This is a genomic window from Pseudonocardia acidicola, assembly GCF_012911935.1.
GTDB lineage: Bacteria > Actinomycetota > Actinomycetes > Mycobacteriales > Pseudonocardiaceae > Pseudonocardia > Pseudonocardia acidicola.
Genome location: NZ_JAAXLA010000019.1, coordinates 24,369 through 44,519, shown reverse-complemented (window position 1 = coordinate 44,519; position 20,151 = coordinate 24,369). Strand labels below are relative to the sequence as shown.

The following is a 20,151-nucleotide window of genomic DNA, read 5'->3' as shown; positions in this document are numbered from 1 at the left end:
CCGCCGGGTCGCTGTGGTCCTGGTCGACCGGGCTGGCACCATGGGGTGATGAGCACCGCCGCCGACACCGCCCAGCGCCCCGACCCCGCCGGAGTCGGCGACGGCCGTCCGGAGCCCGACGAGGCGCAGACCGAGCTCGCCGCGCGGCTGCGGCTGGCCGTCGGGCGGTTGCACCGCCGGATCCGTATCGACGGCCGCGAGTCGGTGCCGCCGCTGCAGCTGTCCGCGCTGGTCACGGTCGAGCAGCACGGTCCGCTGCGGCTCTCCGAGCTGGCCCGCCGGGAGGCCGTCACCGCCCCGACGATGAGCCGGGTGCTCGCGGCGCTCGACGAGCAGGGGCTCGTCGTGCGGACCGTCGACCCGCAGGACGCGCGCGGTGTCCGGATCACGCTCTCGAACAAGGGTGCCGCCGTGCTCGCCGAGGTGCGCAGCCACCGCACCGCGCTGGTGGCCCGCCGGCTGGCCCGGCTCGACGAGCGGCAGCGCGCCGCCCTGCGCGAGGCGCTGCCGGCCCTGGAGGCGCTGCTCGTCGACGAGGAGGACTAGGCGGGCCGGCCGTCCACCAGCACCTCGACCCCGTCGTGGGCGAAGCTCAGCAGGCCCGCGATCCGGGAGGACTCCGGCAGCGGCTTCGGGTAACTCCACGCCACGTCGGTGAGCACCCGGCCGTCGGGCAGCGTGGCCGAGAAGTAGCTCGCCTCGCCCTTGTAGGGGCAGTGCGTGCGGGTGTCGGTGGGCTGCAACGGCACCCGGACGTCGTCGGGGCTCAGGTACCAGCGGTTCGGCAGCCCGGTCTCGGACAGCACCACCGGTGAGGTCGACTCGGCGATCACGGTGTCTCCGGAGCGCACCCGGACGGTGCGGCTGGTCGGGCGTACGTCGATGCGCGTGTAGGGGTCGGTGAGGTGCCCGAAGACCTGCTCGTCCTCGTCGTACCAGGCGTCGGCCGCGCGCCAGTACATCGACGCGTACCCGGCCAGCCAGGACGCGTCGGCCTTCGGCGTCGGGTAGGACCAGACGGCGTTCTCCGCGACCCGGTCGCCCACCCGCACCGAGTGGTAGCGCGCGTCCCCCTTGAACGGGCAGTGCGTGGTGTGCTCGGTCGCCTCCAGCAGCGAGGCGTCGAAGTCGGCCAGTGGCACGTAGAGCATCGGCAGCAGCGCGGTCTCGTGCAGCAGCATGCCGGCGCGGGTGTCGAGCACGGTGCGCCCGGCGAACTCGGCGCGCACCCGGCGTGGGAACGGATGGAACAACAGCTTGTGCGCCGGGCCGTCGATGGCGTAGTTGACCGTCGTCGGCGCGTGCGGGGACAGCGGTCCGTCGGTGCGGGTCAGGCCCATCGATCGTTCCTCTCGCTCGCGAATGTCCTCATCCTGCGCAACCCTGCCGGGTTCCGCCGGATTCCCCGGTGGCGCGGCCGCGGCCCAGGAAGGCGAGCAGCCGGTCCTCCGCGCCGGCGGACGGGGAGGGCGTCCTGGCGGCGGCGAACCGCACCGGCCGGTCGGCGTCGGTGATCAGCAGCGGGGTGAGCGCGAGCAACTCCGCGGCCAGCGCCGGCGGGATCGGGCGCGGGTGCCCGCATGCCCGGGCGACGTCCCAGCCGTGGACGGCGATCTCCACGGCCCCGGCGGCGAACATCAGTCCGGCCGGCATGTGGAGGTCCCCGACGGCGATGCGATCGCGGGGCGGGGCACCGGTGCAGACGCCGAGCAGGTGGCACGCCCGCGCGCGCAGGGACGCGACGGGGTCCGCGGCCGGCTCCGCGTGCGGTGCGGCCACCAGGTCGACCCGGCCGCACCCGATCGCCTCGTGCAGTGCGGCGAGGGAGTCGTCCATGTGCACCAGCAGCGCGCGCAGGTCCCACGCGTCGCAGGGCGTCGGGCGGGTCAGCGCCAGCGGGGTCACCACGTGCAGGCTCCCCAGGGTGTAGCCGATCGCGCGTTCGAGCAGCGCGACCCCGGGCGGTGTCGGCGCGCTCGCGCTCATCCGCCGACCGGTGCGGGCGAGCCATGGCCGGGGCGGAACCCGGTGCCGTCCGGGTGGCTGCTGCTGGCCCCGTCGCCGGTCTTCTGCGTCATCGCCGGTTCCCTCCTCGCCGCGCGCCGCGCGCTGCCGGTAGAGACCGCCGCAGGACTGCGAAGTCACCGGTCGGCGAGAACTGCGGTGTCGACCTCTCCGCGCGATGAGCCCGCGACGGGTGTCGCGGTCGGCCAGCCGACGGCGTTGGCCCCGGGCGGGCAGGAACCGGCAGCCTCGTCGCTGCCGGCGAGGGCCGGAGAACGGCGACGAGGCTGCGGGGTGCGGCGGGGCAGCGACGGCTCAGAGGTCGAGCGTCACCTCATAGTCGGTGAGCCAGGCGTCGAGGGACAAGACCTGCTCGAGCTGCATCCGGGACCCCATCGACGAGTGCGCCTCGGCCGGTGAGGCCAGCCGCTCACGCACCGCCTCGGCGTTGACCAGCGGCGCGACCGGTGCGTCGTCGCGGGCCAGCACGGCCGACACCCGTGAGCGCAGCACCTGCTCGTAGCCGGCGTCCTGGGTCGACGGATACGGGCTCTTGACCCGCTTCACCACCGACTCCGGCAGCAGGTCGGCCGTCGCCGCCCGCAGCAGGCTCTTCTCCCGGCCGTCGAAGGTCTTGTGCGCCCACGGTGTCCCGAACACGTACTCGACGAGCCGGTGGTCGCAGAACGGCACCCGGACCTCGAGACCGACGGCCATGCTCATCCGGTCCTTGCGGTCGAGCAGGTTCGGCAGGAACCGGGTGAGGTAGAGGAAGCAGATCTCGCGCATCCGCCGCTCGTGCGGGTCGGCCGCGGCGGGCCCGGTCAGCTGCGGCACCTCCGCGAGCGCGGTCCGGTACTTGTCGTCGAGGTAGCCGACCATGTCGAGCTGCTTGGCCAGGGCGGGGTCGAACAGCCCGGGGTCGGACGCGTCGTGGTTCATCATCCGCCCGGCGAGCCAGGGGAAGGTGTTTGCGGCCACGGTGTCGGCGTCGTGGAAGTCGCGGTAGCCGCCGAACACCTCGTCGGCCGACTCCCCGGACAGCGCCACCGTCGACCGCTGGCGCACCGCCTTGAACAACAGGTAGAGCGAGGTGTCCATGTCCCCGATGCCCGAGGGCAGGTCACGGGCGTGCAGGGTGGCGGCGCGGACGCCCGCGTCCATCAACTGCTCGGTGGACAGCGTGATGTCGGTGTGGTCGGTGCCGACGAACCTCGCGACCTCCTGCACGTACGGCGCGTCCGGGGTGCCGCGGACGTCGTCGGCGGTGAAGTTCTCGGTGTAGCCGGTGAAGTCGACGGCGAACGACCGGACGGCGCCCTGGGTGTGCCGGGCGGCCAGGGCGGTGAGCGCCGAGGAGTCGAGCCCGCCGGAGAGCAGCGTGCACAGCGGGACGTCGGCGATGAGCTGCCGGCGCGCGGTGTCCTCGAGCAGCTCCCGGACGTGGCGGACCGTGGTGGGCACGTCGTCGGTGTGCCCGGTGTCCTCGAGCGCCCAGTACCGCTCCTCGCGGACGCCGTCGCGGTTGACCCGCACGACGTAGCCGGGCGGGACCTCGCGCAGCCCGCGGAACACGGCGTTGGCGGGGTCGGCGACCCAGCCGAGGATCCGGCGCAGCCCGTCGGCGTCGACGACCCGCTCGGCCAGCGCGTTGGCGAGCACGGCCTTGGGCTCGGAGCCGAACAGCACGCCGTGGGCGGTCGGGTAGTAGTACAGCGGCTTGATCCCGAGCCGGTCGCGGACCAGCACGAGTTCCTGCGCCGCCGGCTCCCACAGCGCGTAGGCGAACATGCCGTTGAGCTCGCGGACGGCGTCGCGCGGGTCGCGGCGGCCCCACTCCAGGTGAGCGTGCAGTACGACTTCGGTGTCGCTGCTGGTCTCGAACCGGTGCCCGGCCGCGGCGAGCCGCTCGCGCAGTTCCCGGAAGTTGTAGGTCTCGCCGCTGTAGACGAGCGCGGCGGTGGTCCGGCCGTCCTCCTGCACGGTCATCGGCTGCCGCCCGCCCGGGACGTCGATCACGGCGAGCCTGCGGTGCCCGAGCGCGGCGTGCGTGTCGACCCAGGTGCCCTCCTGGTCCGGGCCGCGGCAGGCCATCGTCGCGGTCATGTCGGCCAACTGGCGGCGCTCGTCCGGCCGTTCGAGGTCACGCTCGTAGTCCACCCAGCCGCAGATACCGCACATGCTGATGCCACCCCCGTTACATTACGTAACCACTCGGTAACACCATTGCACGCCGCAACGTTGCATCGCGCAACCCGAGTAGGATCGTTTCATGCCCGATCGTCCTGATCCTGTCGGAGTGACCTCGGTCACCGTAGCCGGTCACTCCGACTCGCTGCCCGTGCTCGAACGCGAGGTCACCGTCCTGATCCGACGGAGCATGGAGTCATTGTGGTCCGCCGGGTACGGCGAGCACCCCGAAGTGGACCGATACACCTATCCCGTCATGGTGCTGCTCGACGAGCACGGGCCGCAGCGGCTCACCGTGCTCACCCGCCGGCTCGGGCACAGCAAGCCCACGGTGAGCCGCCAGGTGTCGCGTCTGAGCCGCGCCGGGCTCGTCGCGACCCGGCCCGACGAACGCGACCCGCGCTCGGTCGTGGTCCGCCTGACCCGGGCCGGGGCCGCCCGGGTCGAGGCGGTACGCCAGGCCCGCCTGGCCCCGCTGCGCGAGGTGCTCGCCGCGTGGCCCGAGGAAGACCGGGACGCCCTCGCCGTGCTGCTCAGCCGGTTCAACGCCGACCTCGCCGGCTACCGCGCCACGGAATGAGCAGACCGCGGCCGCCGGATCTTCTAGATTGCGCCCCATGAGCGCGCCCGGAGTCCCGTTGTCCGCCTACGCCGCCGAGATCTACTTCCGCGGTCTCGCCGACGAGCGGCCGTCGTTGCCCACCGACCCGGCCCGGCTGGAGGCCGCCGCGCGCGAGGTGCTCGCCGACGGGCCCTTCGGTTACGTCGCGGGCGGGGCCGGGTCCGGGGCGACCATGCGGGCGAACCGGGATGCCTTCGACCGCTACCGGCTGGTGCCGCGGATGCTGCGCGAGACCACCGTCCGGGACTGGTCCACCACCGTGCTGGGGACCGCGATGCCCGCGCCGCTGCTGCTCGGCCCGGTCGGGGTGCTGTCGATCCTGCACCCCGACGGCGAGCTGGCGGTGGCCCGCGCGGCCGCCGAGCTGGGCGTGCCGATGGTGCTGTCCAACGCTGCGTCGCACACCATCGAGGAGGTCGCCGATGCCGGGGGAGCGGGCCCGCGCTGGTTCCAGCTGTACTGGCCCACCGAGGACGCCGTCACCGTCAGCCTGCTGGAGCGGGCGCGCGCCGCGGGCTACTCGGCACTCGTCGTCACCGTCGACACCTGGACGCTGGGCTGGCGTCCCTACGACCTCGACGGGGCCTACCTGCCGTTCCTGCGCGGGGTGGGGTGCGCGATCCCGTTCTCCGACCCCGCGTTCCGGGCCGGGCTGGCCACGCCGCCGGAGGAGGACCTGATGGCCGCGGTCGGCCGCTGGGTGCCGATGTTCACCGGGACCGCGCTGCGCTGGGACCGGCTCGACCTGCTGCGCGAGCACTGGGACGGCCCGATCCTGCTCAAGGGCGTGCAGCACGTCGACGACGCCCTGCACGCCCTCGACGCGGGCATGGACGGCATCATCGTGTCCAACCACGGTGGCCGGCAGGTCGACCGTGCGGTCGGCGCGCTGGAGACGCTGCCCGGCATCGTGCACGCCGTGGACGGCCGCGCGAGTGTGCTGTTCGATTCCGGGATCCGCACCGGCGCCGACGCCGCCGTCGCGCTGGCCCTCGGCGCCGACGCGGTGCTGCTGGGCCGGCCTTACGCCTACGGGCTGGCGCTGGGTGGCCAGGACGGCGTCCGGCACGTGCTGCGCAGTGTCCTGGCCGAGCTCGACCTCACCCTGGGGCTGTCCGGGTACGCGGATCTGCCCGCGCTGCGGGCGACCAAGGACGCGGTCAGCACGCCGGCGTAGCCCCCGGCCGGGCGCGCCACCCGGTGGCGCAGTGGTCCGCCCCTCATTAGTCAATGATAGATTGACGCTCCATATCGTCAACCATACGTTGACAAAGAAGCCGGGACGACCTCCTCGACCACAGAAGCGGGCGCCCAGGTCGCGACCCGCGCGCGGCGCCGACGGCGGGTCGCGACCGTTCACCGCACAGCAGCGGTGGCCGCTGCGCTTCTCAGGCCACGGCGCTGCCCCGGCCTGAGAAGCGTGATCTCAGTAGCGGCTGCCGACCGGCTCCGGAAGGGCGTCCAGGGTCGCCAGATCCGCGGCCGGCAGCACGAGGCCGGCCGCGCCGGCGTTCTCGTCGAGCCGCTCCGGGCGCTTCGTCCCCGGGATCGGGACCACCCGGTCGCCCTGGGCCAGCACCCAGGCCAGCGCGACCTGGGCGGGCGTCGCGCCATGCCGGCCGGCGACCGCGACGACGGTGTCGAGGATCTGCTGGTTCGCCGCCATCGCGTCGACGCCGAAGCGCGGATTGTGCGCGCGGAAGTCCTTGCCCTCGAAGGAGCCGGCCTTGAGCGTTCCGGTCAGGAACCCCCGCCCCAGCGGGGAGAACGGGATGAACCCGGCGCCGTGCCGGGCGCACCACGGCAGCACGTCGGTCAGCGGTCCGCGGGTCCACAACGACAGCTCCGACTGCACGGTCGCCACCGGGTGGATCGCGGCGGCGCCGTTCAGCTCGGTGACGTCGACCTCCGACATCCCGATCGCGCGCACGTATCCGGCCTCCACCAGCTCGGCCATCGCGCCCCAGGTGTCGGCCAGCGGCACCTCGGGGTCCACGCGGTGCAGCTGGTAGAGATCGATGACGTCGACGCCGAGGCGGCGCAGCGAGTCCTGACAGGCGGCCTTGATGTGCTCGGGCCGCCCGTCGCGGGACGGGACCTTGCCGGGGGTGCGGTCGCGGGCGACCAGACCGGCCTTCGTCGCCAGGGTGACCCGCTCTCGGTCAGCGGGGGCGAGCCCGGCGAGGGCACGCCCGACGAGCTCCTCGTTGTGGAAGGGGCCGTAGACGTCGGCGGTGTCGATCAGGGTGACGCCCAGGTCCACCGCCCGGCGGATGACCGCGACGGATCGGTCGTCGTCACGTTCGGCGGGGGAGTAGGCCCAGGACATGCCCATGCAACCCAGACCGATCGCCCCGACCGTCGGTCCACCGCTGAAGAGTTCACGTGTCTGCACGTGCCCGACGCTAGTCCGGATGGCCTGCGCCTCATCGGGTGCGCCCGTGACCGGCCCGACCGGCGTCGAGACCGGACCGTAGTCGTCCGCCGCCCCCGGCACCCGATCGTGATGCCATAGTGGTCGGAACGGACGGGGGAGGTACGTGGTGGACGCGCTGGCCGCGCTGCTGGCCGGGTTGCTGAACGGACTGCGTCCGATCGTGGCCCCGGACGTGTGCCCGGGCGGCTGGGCCTGGGCCACGTCGGCGGTCGGTGTCGGGGTCGGCCTGTTGCCCACCGTGGGCGCGGTCGGGGTGGCGCTGTGGCGCCGCCGGATCGGTTCGCACTACGGCGTGGGCGAGTCCCTCGTGCTGACGGCGACCGGCGTGCTCACCGCCGGCATCCTGCCGCTGCTGTTCTTCACCGCCACCGGCCAGGTGTTCGCCACGGCCGCGGCCGGCGGCGCGGTGCCGGGGCTGACCAGCAGGGCGATCCGCAGCATGGACAGCGCGGTGTGCCTGACCGGGCCGCAGAGCAGCTACCTGGGTGCAGGCAGCGTGGGGGACGCGTTCAACCCTGCCGACCCGGTCCGGTTCGGCATCGCCGTGATGCTGCTGGCCCTGGTCCCGCTGCTGGCCGCGCTGTTCGTCGCGGCGCAGGCACGGCTCGCTCTGCGCCGCGGCCCACGCTGGCCGTCGAAGTTCTTCTGGCTGCCGGTGCTGGCCCTCACCGTGTTCACCGCGCGCACGCCCGCCGGGTCGACCGAGCACCTCTGGGTCGGGTTCGCCACCGGAGCCTTCCTCGGCATCGTGGTGACCGCGATGGTGGGGCCGCCCTCGCGTGAGGTGGTCCGCACGTCGCTGGCCCGGCCGCAACCGGTCCGGCGGCCGGGCCCCGCCACCGCCGGCGGCGCCGCCCCGGCGCCGAGCCTGGCCGACCGCCTCGCACAGCGCTTCGCCGCGCGCACCCCGGAGCCTCCGGTGCTGCCGCGGCAGCGCACGGTCGCGTCGCCGCAGCAGCTCGCGGCCACTCCGGGCCCGGTGCCCGCCGCCGCGGCCGGTACGCCGGTGCCCGCCCCGCCCACGCCGCGGCGCCCCGCGTACCCGCCGACGCTCGTCGCCGCCGCGCCGGCCCCGATGCCGGGTCGCGGGCCCCGGTTCCGGCTGATCCGGCGGCTCGGCTCCGGCGGATTCGGCCGGGTGTGGCTGGCCCACGACGCCCAGCTCGGGCAGACCGTCGCGCTGAAGTCGGCGCACGCCCCGGACACCGAGACCGAGCAGCGGATCCGGCGTGAGGCGGCCGCGCTGGCCGCGATCCGGCACCCGAACTGCGTCCGGATCCACGATCTCGTGCACGCCGGCAGCGACCCCGGCCTCGTCGGACTCGAGGGCATGGTCATCGTCATGGAGTACGTGGAGGGGATGTCCCTCGGCCAGCTCGTGCAGGAGCGCGGCCCGCTCGACGACGTCTCCGCGGCCCGGGTCTGGGCCGGCATCGCCGGCGCGCTCGACGCCGCCCACCAGCGCGGTGTGCTGCACCGCGACGTCAAGCCGGGCAACGTCATCGTCGACCCGTCGGGCCTGGCGCACCTGATCGACTTCGGCATCGCCCGGCGGACCGGGGACGCCACGCTCACCATGGCCGGGTTCGTGCTGGGCACACCCGACTTCCTCGCCCCCGAGGTGGCCGGCGGAAGGGCCGCCACCCCCGCGTCGGACGCCTGGCAGCTCGCCGCGACGGTGTCCTACGCGCTGACCGGCTACCCGCCGCGCGGCGGCCACGCCGACGCGCTGTCCGGGCTGCGTGCCGCGGCGGCCGGCGCGAGGCTCACTCACCTGCCTCGCCGCACCGCGCACCTGTCGCTGCTCAAGTCCTCGCTCAAGACCGACCCGGCGCGGCGCCCCGAGCTGCACGCCGTGCACCGCGGATTGGAGGACTGGCTGCGCCGCACCGGGGCGCGGATGGACGGGCCCGTGACGGCCGGGCTGATCCGCCGGTGACGCCCGGGTGAGCGACCCGTCGGCGGACCGGCTCCGAACCGCCGCCGACGCCGTCCCTGCCGCGACACGCAAGGCCGGCCGGACGGCGGGGTCCGTTGGAGGCAGTGGTGTCGTGGGCCGCGGCCCGGCGGGCGGTCAGCCCACGGTGAGGACGATCTTGCCGGCGACCCGCCGCTCGCGCAGCGCCTCGAGCGCCGCCTTCAGGTCGGTCCAGTCGGCGACGTAGGCGACCGGGGCCCGCAGCCGCCCATCGGCCAACAGGTCGACGAGGATCCGCAGGTCGGGGCCCATCGGGCCGTAGGCGTAGGAGAAGTAGGACTGCAGCCGGGCGTTCTCGTGGCCGAAGAAGTCGTAGAGGCTGATCGGGGTCGGGTCACCGAGGGTGGCGCCGATGAACACGATCGTCCCGTCGCGGGCCACCTTTCCGATCGCCGCCTGCAGCACGTGGCCGCCGAGCTGTTCGAGGATCAGCGGGAACTCACCCTCGGCGTCCTCGACCCCGGGCACCACCTGCGCGGCGCCCAGGCCGGTCAGGTCGTCGGCGTGGTGGCGGGCCACCGCCACCACCGTGGCGCCGCGCGCGGCGGTCAGCTGGATCTGGAACCGGCCGACCGCGCCGCTGGCGCCGGTGATGAGCACGCGGCGGCCGAGCAGGTCCCCGCCGTAGCGCCCGGTGCGCAGCCCCGTCGTCCCGGCGACGGGCAACGCCGCCGCGTCGGTGATCGTGACCGCTGCGGGCAGCTCGGCCAGCTGCGACGTGCGCACCGCGACCCGTTCGGCCCAGCCGGCGCCTTCCACGTAGCCCACGACCCGGGCGCCCTCGGCCGGGCCGCTGCCGTCGGCCGCGGGCCGGGCGAGGGCGCCGGCGACGTCCTGTCCCGGCCGCCAGCCGTTGGTGCGTTGCGTCAGCAGGGCCAGCTCACCCCGGTTGATCGAGAAGGCCTGGACGGCGACCAGTGCCTCGTCGGGCGCCGGGACGGGTTCCTCGACCTCTTCGATCACAGGGCCGTCGGGGGTGTTGACGTAAGCGCGCATGGGGACAGTCCACTCCTTGCGTCGAGGCGCTGCAGGACGGCGCAGGAGTACCCGGGCGCGGTTACGGCAGCCGGAACGCGTCGATCCCCAGCTTGACCGCCAGCCCGACGCCGGCCAGCGCGATGGCGGTCCGCAGCGCGGCCGTGGGCACCCGGCGGGCGACCGCCGGGCCGGTCCACGCCCCGACCAGCAGCCCGATCGCCATCGGCAGCACCGCCGACCACTGCACCGGCCCGAACAGCGCGAAGCCGACCGCGGCCACCCCGTTGGCCAACCCCAGGAGCACGTTCTTCAGCCCGTTGGCCTGCAGCAGCGACACCGGCAGCGCGGTCAGCAGCAGGACCAGCATCAGCACACCCGCCGCGGCGCCGAAGTAGCCGCCGTAGACCGCGACCGCGACGATCCCCAGGATGACCAGTGGCCCGCCGCGGTGCGCCGACTCGACCGCCACGGTCTTGATCCACGGTTGCAGCAGCAGGACGACCGACGCCCCGGCGACCAGGAACGGCACGATCTTCTCGAAGCCGCCGGGCGGGGTGAGCAGCAGCAACCCGGCACCGGCCGCGCCGCCGAAGATCACCAGGAGCGCGAACCGGCGGATCGTGGGGCCCTGGCCGGTCAGCTCCGGACGTGATCCCGCGGCCGAGCCGATGCTGCTGAACGCCAGCGACACGGTGTTGGTGACGTTGGCCGTGGTGGGCGGGAGCCCGATCGCCAGCAGCGCGGGGTAGGAGAACAGCGACGCGAGCCCGGCGATCGAGCCGCACAGCCCGGCGGCCACGCCTGCCACGACGAGCAGCAGGAACGTTCCGGTCATGGGCGCGGATGCTCCGGGGGCTCGGGTGGAGGGGCGCTCCGAGCCTAGACGCGCCGGTCCGCCGTATCGTCGGTTCCGGGTGGGACACCGGCCACACCGCAGGCTGCGTGCAGGATCGCGGCGCCGGCCCGGCGAACCCCACCGCCCGTGCCGTGCCCGAAGAGGTGACCCTCTACCGTGGTCCGGTGCTCGCGGCTCGTCGACGTCTGGCCGTCGCCCTGGCCGTGATCCTCATCGGTGCGGTCGTCGGGTGGCTGGTGGTGCGCGGCACCCGCCCTCCTGCTCCGGGCTGCCAGGTCGCCGGGAACCCGGTGGTCCGGCTGACCGTCGAGCAGGCGGAGAACGCCGCGACGATCGCCGGTGTCGGGGTCAAGCTCGGGATGCCCGACCACGCGGTCACCATCGCCGTCGCGACATCCCTGCAGGAGACGGGGCTGCGCAACCTGCCCGGTGGCGACCGCGACTCCGCCGGGCTGTTCCAGCAGCGGCCGAGCCAGGGTTGGGGCACCTACGCGCAGGTCTCCGACCCCGTCTACGCCGCGACGGCCTTCTACGCGAAGCTCAAGACCGAGCCGAACTGGGCGACGCTGGCCCTCGCCGACGCCGCACAGGAGGTACAGCGCTCCGCCGACGGGGCCGCGTACGCGCAGTGGGAGCCGCAGGCGCGGGCCATCGCGGCGGCGCTGACCGGCGAGGCGGGCGCCGCCTTGAGCTGCCACGACCTCACGCCAACGGCGCCCGGCGGGGACCTCGTCGACATCGCCATCCAGGAGCTGGGCACCGCGCGGCTCTCCGGTCCGCAGCCGGCGGCCCACGGCTGGACGATCGCGAACTGGCTGGTCGCGCACGCCGCCCGGCTGGGCCTCGACCAGGTCAGCTACAACGGCCAGACCTGGACCGCGAAAGCCGGCACCTGGGCATCGACCGGTGCTCAGGACGGGGTGCTGTCGCTGCACCAGACGACCACACCCAGCCCCTGAACGGCGGCCGGCCGTGCGACCTGACAGACCAGCCGCCGGTCGTCCGCACGATCGGTCGAAACCCGCCGTCCGGGCTCGACGTTCAGCACCCGGACGCGATCTGATCGTTGCGGGGCGCAACCTATGGCGCTGCTGTGCGTCCTAATGGGTAGACCGCGGAAGAGCGGTCCGGATAGGGGGGAACGATCATGACGACGATGAGGATGCGGCTCGGGGGAGCGGCGATCGCGGCCGCGGCCCTGCTGCTCGCGGGGTGCAGCAGCGGAAACAACGAGGTCAACAGCGGCACGTCGGCCGCCGGCACCGGTGCCATGTCGACGTCGGCGGCAGCGCCGACGTCGCCGACGTCGCCGACCGGCGACGCGGCGGCAGCCGCCACCGGCGCGACCGTGCCGGTCGCCCAGAGCGGCGGCTCGGGCAGCACCAACGGGACGCCGCGCTGCACCGCTGGCGAGCTGAAGGTGTCCCTCGGGCAGGGTGACGCCGGGGCGGGCTCGGTGTACCGGCCGCTGGTGTTCACCAACACCGGGTCGCGAACCTGCGAGCTGACCGGTTTCCCGGGCGTCTCCTACGTCGCCGGCGCGGACGGCCACCAGGTCGGCCCGGCGGCGCAGATGTCCGGGCCGCGTGGCGGCGAAGTCCGGATGGCCCCGGGCCACACCTCGGTCGCGCAGCTGCAGCTGGTCCAGGTGCGCAACTACGACGAGGCGGTCTGCAAGCCGACGCCGGTGCGTGGCCTGCGCGTCTACCCGCCGGGCGAGACGGCGTCGCTGTTCGTGCCGATGGACGGTGAGGGTTGCGCGGGTAACCCGCCCGGCCCGCAGCTGACGGTCAAGACGATCACCGCTCAGTAGTCCGCCGTCAGCCGCACCCCGGGCGGTCGGCCCGGGGTGCGGCGACCGGCCGCGGCACGCCCCTTGAGAGGCTGCTCCACGTGTCCGGCGAACTGCTGCTGCTGTCCAACTCGACCGACCACGGCGCGGAACTGCTGGCCCACGCCCGCGACGCGCTGGCGGAGTTCTACGCCGGCCGTGAGGTGCTCTTCGTGCCGTACGCCCTGGCCGACCACGACGGGTACGCCGACGCGGTCGGCGCCGCGTTCGCCGCCGCAGGCCTGCGGCTGCGCAGCGTGCACACCGACCCCGACCCCGCCGCGGCCCTGCGCGCGGCCGAGGCGGTCTGGGTCGGCGGTGGCAACTCGTTCCGGCTGCTACGGGCCCTGCAGCGGGCCGACCTGCTGACCACGATCCGGACGGCAGTGGCCGGCGGAGCACGCTACGGCGGGGCGAGCGCGGGCACGAACATGGCCTGCCCGACGCTGCGTACCACCAACGACATGCCGATCGTGGAACCCGCCGGGTTCGCCACCCTCGGCCTGGTTCCGTTCCAGATCAACCCGCACTACGTCGACGCCGACCCGGGCTCCCGGCACATGGGCGAGACCCGGGAGCGGCGGATCGAGGAGTTCCTGGAGGAGAACGACGTCCCGGTACTCGGGTTGCGGGAGGGCGCCTGGCTGCGGGTGAGCGGGCCGACCGTGACCCTGCACCGGCGCACGGCCCGGCTGTTCCGCCGCGGCCGGGCGTCCGAGGAGTGCGCCGCCGGCACGGATCTGTCGTTCCTGTCCGCGGTCGAGCCGGGCTTCGACGTCTGTCAGTTCTCGAGCTGGCCGGTCCCGGCCCCGTCCGCCTGCTGCCGGCCGACGAGCCGATCGCGGCCCGCGGCCGCCCCGACCGCGCCCTGCGGCACCAGCAGCAGCGCGAGGACCACCAGTGGGACGGTCCAGGCGCCGGTCAGATCGTGCAACGCTCCGACCGCGAACGGACCGGCGGCCGCAACCACGTAGCCGACGCTCTGCGCCATCCCGGACAGCTGCGACGCGTGCGCGCCGTCCGGGGCGCGCAGCACGATCAGGGTCAGTGCCACGCTGATCGCCGCACCCTGGCCGAGGCCGAGCACAGCCATCGACACCCACTCCGCGCCGGGCACGGTGATCACACCGACCAGTCCCGCGGCCGTCACGGCGGTCACGGCGAGCACCAGCCCGCTCTGCCGACGCATCCGGTCGGCCAGCATCGGTGTCAGCAGTGAACTGGCGATACCGACGAAGCTGGCCAGCGCCAGCATCCAGCCTGCGGTCGACGGGTCGGCGCCGCGCTCGACGAACAGCGTCGGCAGCCAGGCGACGGCGGCGTAGAAGCTCAGCGACTGCAGGCCCATGAACACGGTGACCTGCCAGGCGAGCGGGTCGCGCCACAGGCCGGTGGCCGACCCGCCGGTCGTGATCCGGTGGTCGTCGCGGCGTAGCTGCGTCAGCCAGACCAGCAGCGCGGCCGCGGCGAACAACCCCCACAGCCCGAGGGCGCCGCGCCAGTCCAGCCCTGCGGCGCGCGCCACCGGCACCGTGACACCCGCGGCGAGCGCGCCCCCGGCGGAGATCGCCATCGTGTACAGGCCGGTCATCAGCCCGGCCCGGTGCGCGAAATCGCGCTTGATCAGGCCGGGGAGCAGCACGTTGCCGATCGCGATGGCCCCGCCGACGAGCACCGTCCCGGCGAAGAGCGCGACCGGGGACGCGATCAGCCGCAGCGCGAACCCGGCGCAGAGGATCACCAGCGCGGCGAGCAGCGACCGCTCGATGCCGAACCGGCGGGCCAGCCGCGGGGCGAACGGGGCCAGCAACCCGAAGCAGAGCACCGGCAGCGCGGTGAGCACCCCGGCCGCGGTGGCCGACAGTCCGGCAGCGGCCCGGATCTGTTCGAGCAGCGGGGAGACGGCGACGACCGCGGGCCGCAGGTTGCAGGCGACGAGGAAGATCGCGACGCCGACCCACCAGGTGGCCGAGCGGCGGACCGCGGGGGGCGCGGTCACCGGGAGTGTTGCGCTCACCGGGTGCCCTCGGGGGCGACCAGGGACCGGGCCGCGGCGAGGTAGGAGTCGACGGCCGCGCGGGCGGCGTCGGGGTCGCGGTCCGCGATCGCGGTGGCGAGTTCCTCGTGTCCGGGGAAGGACGCGGGGTCGTCGTCGAGGTCGTCGGTCGTGGTGACGCTGTGCCGCAGGGCCTCGGTGAGCCCGGCGTAGAGCTCGACGAGCACCCCGTTGCCGGTGGCGGCCACGACGGCCTGGTGGAACGCGAGATCGGCGGAGACGAAGGCGTCCCGGTCACCCGCTGCCGCCGCGGCCCGGCGGGCCGCGGCGGCGGCCTGGATGGCGGCGACGTCGGCGTCGGTGCGGCGCAGCGCCGCGGTCGCGGCGGCGTCGCGTTCCAGGCCGGCCCGCACGTCGAGCACGTCGAGCGCGGTGCACCGCCGGGCCCGGCGCAGCAGGGCGGCGCCCAGGTCGCTGGTGGCCCGCACGTAGGTGCCGTCCCCGCGGCGCGGCTCGAGCAGGCCGGCATGCTCCAGGGCCCGGACGGCCTCCCGGACGGTGTTGCGGCCGACGCCGAGCGCGGCGACCAGTTCGGGTTCCGGCGGGATCTTCGACCCGACCGGCCACTCGCCGGAGGCGATCAGCGCCTCCAACTGGGCCAGGACCTCGTCGCAGACCCGACCCGCCCGCACCGCCGACAGCGCCACCGCACACCTCCGCAAAACCGGCAGACAACCTAACATCCCATGTTTGGCGTCAGCGGCTTTTCGGACGTGGGATCGGCGACATTCCGGGCGCCGGCCCCGGCACGACGGAGGCCTGGTCTCCCGAGCCTCAGGCTCGGGAGACCAGGCCGGTCGGGCGGTGCGTCAGATGGGGCCGTCCCCGTCGTCGGGTCCGCCGTTGTTGTCGGCGTCCTGGTCGCCGCCGTTGTTCTGCGGGATGCCGGGGACCTGCGCGGTCACCTGCTGCCCGGGCACGTGGGTCAGCCCGACGGTCGGACTCCCCGTCGCGGCCGGGACGGACGCCTGCGCCACGGTGGCGGCGCCGGTACCGAGCATCGCGGTGAGGCCGGCCGAGACGGCGGCGACGGCCAAGGCTGATCGAGAGATTCGCATGAGACCCCCTCCGTATGCGACACGGCCAGTATCCGGACCCGCCGCCGGGGACGTACCGCCGGACAGTCGCTCATGATTCGCCCGCAGGGCAGGCAGGAGATCGCCGCCGTCGCCGGGCCGGCGACGAGCGGGCCGGGGCGAGGTCGGAGGGTTGCGCCCAGAGCCGTGTAGAACAACGTGATCGGGTGCAGTACGCCGATGGGGTCAGCGGCGTGGTCCGGAATGACACCGGCCGCCGTCCAACCGGCCGCGCGGTAGAGCGCCTCGGCGGCACTGCCGGTCTGGGTATCCAGGAGCGGTGGCCAGGCTCTCCCACCAGAGCGCGGCCGCGGCCGACCGGGAGGGGCCCTACCGGCGGGCGACGACCCACAGCGCGGGCCCGTGCCGTCGGGTGTGAACGGTCGACATTCCGTTGTCATGCAGGTCCGCGGCGACCTGGTCGGGATCGAAGAACTGCAGTTCGCCCGCGGTGCCGAGCAGCCGCGCCAACCGGTCGAACAGGCCTCCGCGCACGGTGGGGACCATCAGGGCGAGCTGTCCGCCGGGCGCCAGGACCGAGGCCGTCTGCGCCAGCACGGACCTCGGTTCGGGGATGAGCTGCAGGACCGCCACGCAGGTCACGAGATCGAAACCGGCGTCACGGAAGGGCAACTGCCGCGCATCGGCGCGCAGGAAGCCGACGTTGGCGGCCCCCTTGTCGCGAACCGCCCGTTCCAACATCGGCACGGAGACGTCCATGCCCAGGGCCAGGCCGTGCGGCCCCGCCGCGCGTCCCAGCGCGGCGGTGATGTCACCGGGCCCGCAGCCGATGTCCAGCGCCCGGCCCCCCACCGGCAACCGCAGCGAACCGGGCAACCGAGCGAAGGTGAACAGCCGCCGGGCGAACGCCTGCAGCGGGTCGTAGAGCGCCGCGCCGATGCCCGACTCCCACACGGCCTGTATCGACCCGGACGCCGGCATCGGCTCGTCGCCGGACAGGTCGAGGTAGCCCCGCTCGACACGCGGCTCGCTCGGCTGCACCCGCAGCAACGGCAGCGCCCGGACGAGCGCCTCCGGCAGCGACGCGGCGGCGGTTGTCACGACACGGCGCCTCCTCTCGGTCGCCACGACGTCGCCATTGAGCCGGGAAGTCGGCGGCGCTGTCAACGGTCGACAACCAGGGCCGCGCCGCGATGATGACCGGGAGACGCCGGAGCATCGAGCCGTACCCACCGTCCGGCCGGCGCGGTGACCGGCGGGTGGGGAGACTGCGGTGTTCGAGAAGCTGCTGATCGACCGGTTCGCGCGGCAGTTACGCGATGGTCGTCTGATCGTGCGGTACTGGGACGGCGAGCGGCGGTCGTACGGCACGACCGGGGCCCCGGTGTCGATCGAGATCACCACAGCGGCCGTTGCCCGGAAAGCGTTGCGCGACATGACACTCGCGTTCGGCGAGGGGTACATGCGCGGCGAGGTCCGGATGGCGGAGGAAGACCTCGAACGGCTGCTCTCGATCGTCGCCAGGAACCGGGAGAGCCTCAACGTCCGGCCACCCCTGCCGTGGCCGCAACGCACCGAGCGCAACCGTCGCCGCAGCCAACGCGACCAGATCAGCCGGCACTACGACATCGGCAACGACTACTACCGCCTCTTCCTCGATCCGACGCTGACCTATTCCTGTGCCTACTTCGAGGACCCGGCCGACTCGCTGGAGCAGGCCCAGCAGCGCAAGATCGAGCACGTTCTGCGGAAGCTGCGTCTCGAGCCCGGGCAGCGGTTGCTCGACATCGGCTGCGGCTGGGGCTCTCTCGTGGTGGCCGCAGCGGAGCGGTACGGGGTCACGGCCCTCGGCATCACGCTGAGCCACGAACAACTCGCCGGGGCGCTGGAGCTGGCGGAGCGCCACGGCGTTGCCGACCGCGTCCGGTTCGCGTTGATGAACTACCAGGACCTGCCCGTCCGACGTGCCGCGGACCCGCTGCTGCGCGGTCCCTTCGACCGTGTCGCCAGCGTCGGCATGTTCGAACACGTCGGGCGCGGCCGGCACTCGACGTACTTCCGGAAGGTGCACGACCTGCTGATCGACGGCGGGGTCTCCGTGCTGCACACCATCACCAACCAGCAGCGGGAGAACACCGAGGTGTGGCTCGACCGTTACATCTTCCCGGGCGGCCACCTGCCGACCCTGGCGGAGATCGAGAGCGCGCTGGCGAGACATCGGCTCTGGTCGATCGACCGCGAGAACCTGTGGCGGCACTACGCCCGGACGTTGGGGCGCTGGCGGCAGAACCACCGGTCCCACCGGGAACAGATCATCAGCATGTTCGGCGAGGAGTTCTACCGGATGCGCGACCTGTGGCTGGCCGCATCGAAGTGCGGGTTCGAGGACGGTGGCCTGGGACTGGCACAGCTGGTGTTCACCAAGGGCAAGCCCAGGGACTGGCCGTTGACGCGACGGTATCTGTACGCGGAGACGTAGCGAGGCCGCCGCCCCGACCGTCCGGCGCAGCACGCCGTCGCCGGCGCCGCGGCGCTCGGCACAGCTGGCGGCCGGGCCCTACCGCATTCGGCCCGGTCGCCAGCGCGTGTCGGTTCCTCCTGTCTAGCTCTTGGCCTTCGCACCCTGCCTGGTGCCACTCTCAGCGGTGACCGGCTGCGGTTCCTGGTCGCCCACCTGGAGTGAGATCCGCCGGGGCTTGGCCTTCTCGGAGACCGGGACGCTGAGTTGCAGCTCGCCGCGCTCGTAGTTCGCGGTCATCCTGTCCAGATCCAGGCTCTCGCCGAGGAACACCTGCCGGATGAAGGTCCCGTAGGGACGTTCGTCGACGATCACCTCGTCGCCCTCCTGGTAGGCAGGACGCCGTTCCGCGCGGATGGTGACGACGTTGCGCTCGACGGTGATGTCGACGTCCTCGGGCATGACCCCCGGCAGGTCGAAATAGGCGACGACCTGATCGCCCCTGCGGAAGGCCGACATCGGAATGGTCAGGGGCCCCTGCCGTTCCCTCATCATCTGTTGCGTCAGCCGCTCAAAGCCTGCGAACGGATCGAACCTCATCAATGACATCGGTATCCTCCTTCACTGAGTGCTCGTCCACCGTCGACCGGTCACTGCCGCGGTCTGGTTTGCACACCGGTTCCGGACGATGGCCACGTCCCGCCGAGATCCACAGCCTGGCCGGGACCCGCCCACCGACGCGCGATGCCGTCCCGGCGTCGCCGGCGGCACCACTCACCGGGTAGACGATTGTCCCGCAACGCCGTTCGCCAGGTCTGGGCCCGAAGGCATGAGATGGGGGCACAGGAGCCGACCTGTCAGGACCACCGGGCACTGCCCGCGACGGGCGTCGAACGGCGTTCCGGCGATGAGGGGGACCGTCAGCGCACCCGCGGCACACCGGGTTCACGCCTCGACCGGCGGCGCGTCGTTCACCGTTCCAGGTAGCTCGGGTGTTCAATGGGTGATCGAACGGGTTCGCTACGTAACGGAGCAGGCCATGATCGAGGTCATTCCCGCTACCCCGGCCGAAGCCGCCGCACTCGCCAGCGTTGATCTCAACCCCGACGACGGGGACGTCCTGCGGGCGTTCCGGGTCGGCATGCGTGTCGGACGAGAGCGTGGGCTGGGATGTCCCGCAACCGGTCCGACCGTCGCCTACGAACACGCCTGCGACCCGGGTGAGGCCAGCGCCTGAGCCTCTGCCCGTTCCGCCGCGTGTCGAGGCTCGGGCCGGCGGTCGGGCGGGTGGGGGAGAGACGGTGCAGCAGACCGCTGGAGATGATGATGGCGCGCGAGCTGGTCACACGACCCGGCACCGAGGAGTGGGTGGTGGGGCCGGGCTCACCCGGTCACCGTCCCACGGGATTCGTCTCGTCCGGCCTGTCGTGCCCGGTACAGCAGGGACACGACGGTCCCGACGACGTCGGTGTCCCATTTGGCCAACCAGTCGATGATCTGCTCGTCGTAGGTGCCGAGGTCGATTCCGGCCAGGGGCTCGTGCAGCGCGGCCAGCTTGTCGGCGTGACTGCGGGGCCGCCGGTGTTCCACCGCGTCCTGGCCCGCCCGAGCCGGGCCCGGGGTAGGGACCTCGAAGGGCGGGCGGATGTTGCGGGGCTGGTGGTCGAGAGGGCCGAGCTGCAGCGCGCTCATGCGTTCACCGTG

General features: G+C 73.5%; 20 protein-coding genes and 1 pseudogene. 9 read left to right on the top strand and 12 right to left on the bottom strand.

The features are described 5' to 3' along the window. Positions 1-48: 48 nt before the first annotated feature. Positions 49-546 carry a MarR family winged helix-turn-helix transcriptional regulator gene (locus HF526_RS12565; protein WP_169381580.1) on the top strand — a complete coding sequence of 166 codons (498 nt, stop codon included), beginning with the start codon at positions 49-51 and terminating at the stop codon, positions 544-546. Here the strand turns inward: HF526_RS12565 and HF526_RS12560 are convergent. From HF526_RS12560 to asnB, 3 genes are all read right to left on the bottom strand, one after another. Beyond that, positions 543-1,340 carry a DUF427 domain-containing protein gene (locus HF526_RS12560; RefSeq protein WP_169381579.1) on the bottom strand — a complete coding sequence of 266 codons (798 nt, stop codon included), beginning with the start codon at positions 1,338-1,340 and terminating at the stop codon, positions 543-545. The two genes, HF526_RS12565 and HF526_RS12560, sit on opposite strands and share 4 nt — an antisense overlap. Positions 1,341-1,368: 28 nt before the next feature. Continuing rightward, complete coding sequence (locus HF526_RS12555; RefSeq protein ID WP_169381578.1) at positions 1,369-1,986, bottom strand: TIGR03086 family metal-binding protein; 618 nt, start codon at positions 1,984-1,986, stop codon at positions 1,369-1,371. Positions 1,987-2,319: 333 nt separating this feature from the next. Beyond that, positions 2,320-4,185: an asparagine synthase (glutamine-hydrolyzing) gene (gene asnB / locus HF526_RS12550; protein WP_169381577.1), complete on the bottom strand. Its 1,866-nt coding sequence runs from the start codon at positions 4,183-4,185 to the stop codon at positions 2,320-2,322. 91 nt (positions 4,186-4,276) lie between these two features. Between asnB and HF526_RS12545 the strand changes: the two genes are divergently transcribed. Further along, positions 4,277-4,774, top strand: a complete 498-nt coding sequence (locus tag HF526_RS12545; RefSeq protein WP_169381576.1) for a MarR family winged helix-turn-helix transcriptional regulator — start codon at positions 4,277-4,279, stop codon at positions 4,772-4,774. 37 nt (positions 4,775-4,811) lie between these two features. Next, entirely contained in the window at positions 4,812-5,993 is a 1,182-nt protein-coding gene (locus tag HF526_RS12540; protein ID WP_169381575.1) for a lactate 2-monooxygenase, read from the top strand. Between the two features lie 249 nt (positions 5,994-6,242). Here the strand turns inward: HF526_RS12540 and HF526_RS12535 are convergent, their stop codons facing one another. Further along, on the bottom strand, positions 6,243-7,211 hold the full coding sequence (locus HF526_RS12535) for an aldo/keto reductase (protein WP_338051443.1): 969 nt from the start codon (positions 7,209-7,211) through the stop codon (positions 6,243-6,245). A 148-nt stretch (positions 7,212-7,359) separates the two neighbouring features. Between HF526_RS12535 and HF526_RS12530 the strand changes: the two genes are divergently transcribed. Then, positions 7,360-9,192, top strand: coding sequence for a protein kinase domain-containing protein (locus HF526_RS12530; RefSeq protein ID WP_169381574.1), 1,833 nt, complete (start codon positions 7,360-7,362; stop codon positions 9,190-9,192). Between the two features lie 135 nt (positions 9,193-9,327). Here HF526_RS12530 and HF526_RS12525 read toward each other — a convergent pair whose 3' ends face one another. Then, a complete protein-coding gene (locus tag HF526_RS12525; RefSeq protein WP_169381573.1) occupies positions 9,328-10,227 on the bottom strand; it encodes a zinc-binding dehydrogenase in 900 nt (299 codons plus the stop codon). Positions 10,228-10,288: 61 nt separating this feature from the next. Then, positions 10,289-11,044 (bottom strand): sulfite exporter TauE/SafE family protein, encoded by a 756-nt coding sequence (locus tag HF526_RS12520; protein WP_169381572.1) that lies wholly within the window; start codon positions 11,042-11,044, stop codon positions 10,289-10,291. A gap of 185 nt (positions 11,045-11,229) precedes the next feature. Between HF526_RS12520 and HF526_RS12515 the strand changes: the two genes are divergently transcribed. The 3 genes and pseudogenes from HF526_RS12515 to pepE all read left to right on the top strand — a co-directional run. Continuing rightward, a complete protein-coding gene (locus HF526_RS12515; protein WP_169381571.1) occupies positions 11,230-12,024 on the top strand; it encodes a VldE C-terminal domain-containing protein in 795 nt (264 codons plus the stop codon). Positions 12,025-12,212: 188 nt separating this feature from the next. Next, entirely contained in the window at positions 12,213-12,878 is a 666-nt protein-coding gene (locus HF526_RS12510; protein WP_169381570.1) for a DUF4232 domain-containing protein, read from the top strand. An 80-nt stretch (positions 12,879-12,958) separates the two neighbouring features. Then, positions 12,959-13,633 (top strand): annotated as a pseudogene (gene pepE, locus HF526_RS12505) (dipeptidase PepE); the annotation flags it as partial. A gap of 44 nt (positions 13,634-13,677) precedes the next feature. On the opposite strand, the gene HF526_RS12500 reads toward pepE, so the two are convergent. From HF526_RS12500 to HF526_RS12480, 4 genes are all read right to left on the bottom strand, one after another. Further along, positions 13,678-14,913, bottom strand: a complete 1,236-nt coding sequence (locus HF526_RS12500) for a CynX/NimT family MFS transporter (protein ID WP_338051442.1) — start codon at positions 14,911-14,913, stop codon at positions 13,678-13,680. Then, entirely contained in the window at positions 14,910-15,599 is a 690-nt protein-coding gene (locus HF526_RS12495) for a FadR/GntR family transcriptional regulator (protein ID WP_338051441.1), read from the bottom strand. The genes HF526_RS12500 and HF526_RS12495 overlap by 4 nt, the downstream gene beginning before the upstream one ends. 162 nt (positions 15,600-15,761) lie before the next feature. Next, positions 15,762-16,010, bottom strand: a complete 249-nt coding sequence (locus HF526_RS12490) for a hypothetical protein (protein WP_169381545.1) — start codon at positions 16,008-16,010, stop codon at positions 15,762-15,764. 348 nt (positions 16,011-16,358) lie between these two features. Then, on the bottom strand, positions 16,359-17,090 hold the full coding sequence (locus tag HF526_RS12480; RefSeq protein WP_211177115.1) for a class I SAM-dependent methyltransferase: 732 nt from the start codon (positions 17,088-17,090) through the stop codon (positions 16,359-16,361). A gap of 172 nt (positions 17,091-17,262) precedes the next feature. On the opposite strand from HF526_RS12480, the gene HF526_RS12475 reads away from it, so the two are divergent. Continuing rightward, positions 17,263-18,468, top strand: a complete 1,206-nt coding sequence (locus HF526_RS12475) for a class I SAM-dependent methyltransferase (protein WP_211177114.1) — start codon at positions 17,263-17,265, stop codon at positions 18,466-18,468. 123 nt (positions 18,469-18,591) lie between these two features. Here HF526_RS12475 and HF526_RS12470 read toward each other — a convergent pair whose 3' ends face one another. Further along, positions 18,592-19,047, bottom strand: a complete 456-nt coding sequence (locus tag HF526_RS12470; protein ID WP_239028607.1) for an Hsp20/alpha crystallin family protein — start codon at positions 19,045-19,047, stop codon at positions 18,592-18,594. A 439-nt stretch (positions 19,048-19,486) separates the two neighbouring features. Between HF526_RS12470 and HF526_RS12465 the strand changes: the two genes are divergently transcribed. Beyond that, positions 19,487-19,684 carry a hypothetical protein gene (locus tag HF526_RS12465; RefSeq protein ID WP_169381565.1) on the top strand — a complete coding sequence of 66 codons (198 nt, stop codon included), beginning with the start codon at positions 19,487-19,489 and terminating at the stop codon, positions 19,682-19,684. A 146-nt stretch (positions 19,685-19,830) separates the two neighbouring features. On the opposite strand, the gene HF526_RS12460 is transcribed toward HF526_RS12465, so the two are convergent. Next, positions 19,831-20,139 (bottom strand): hypothetical protein, encoded by a 309-nt coding sequence (locus HF526_RS12460; RefSeq protein ID WP_169381564.1) that lies wholly within the window; start codon positions 20,137-20,139, stop codon positions 19,831-19,833. Between the last annotated feature and the right edge of the window lie 12 nt (positions 20,140-20,151).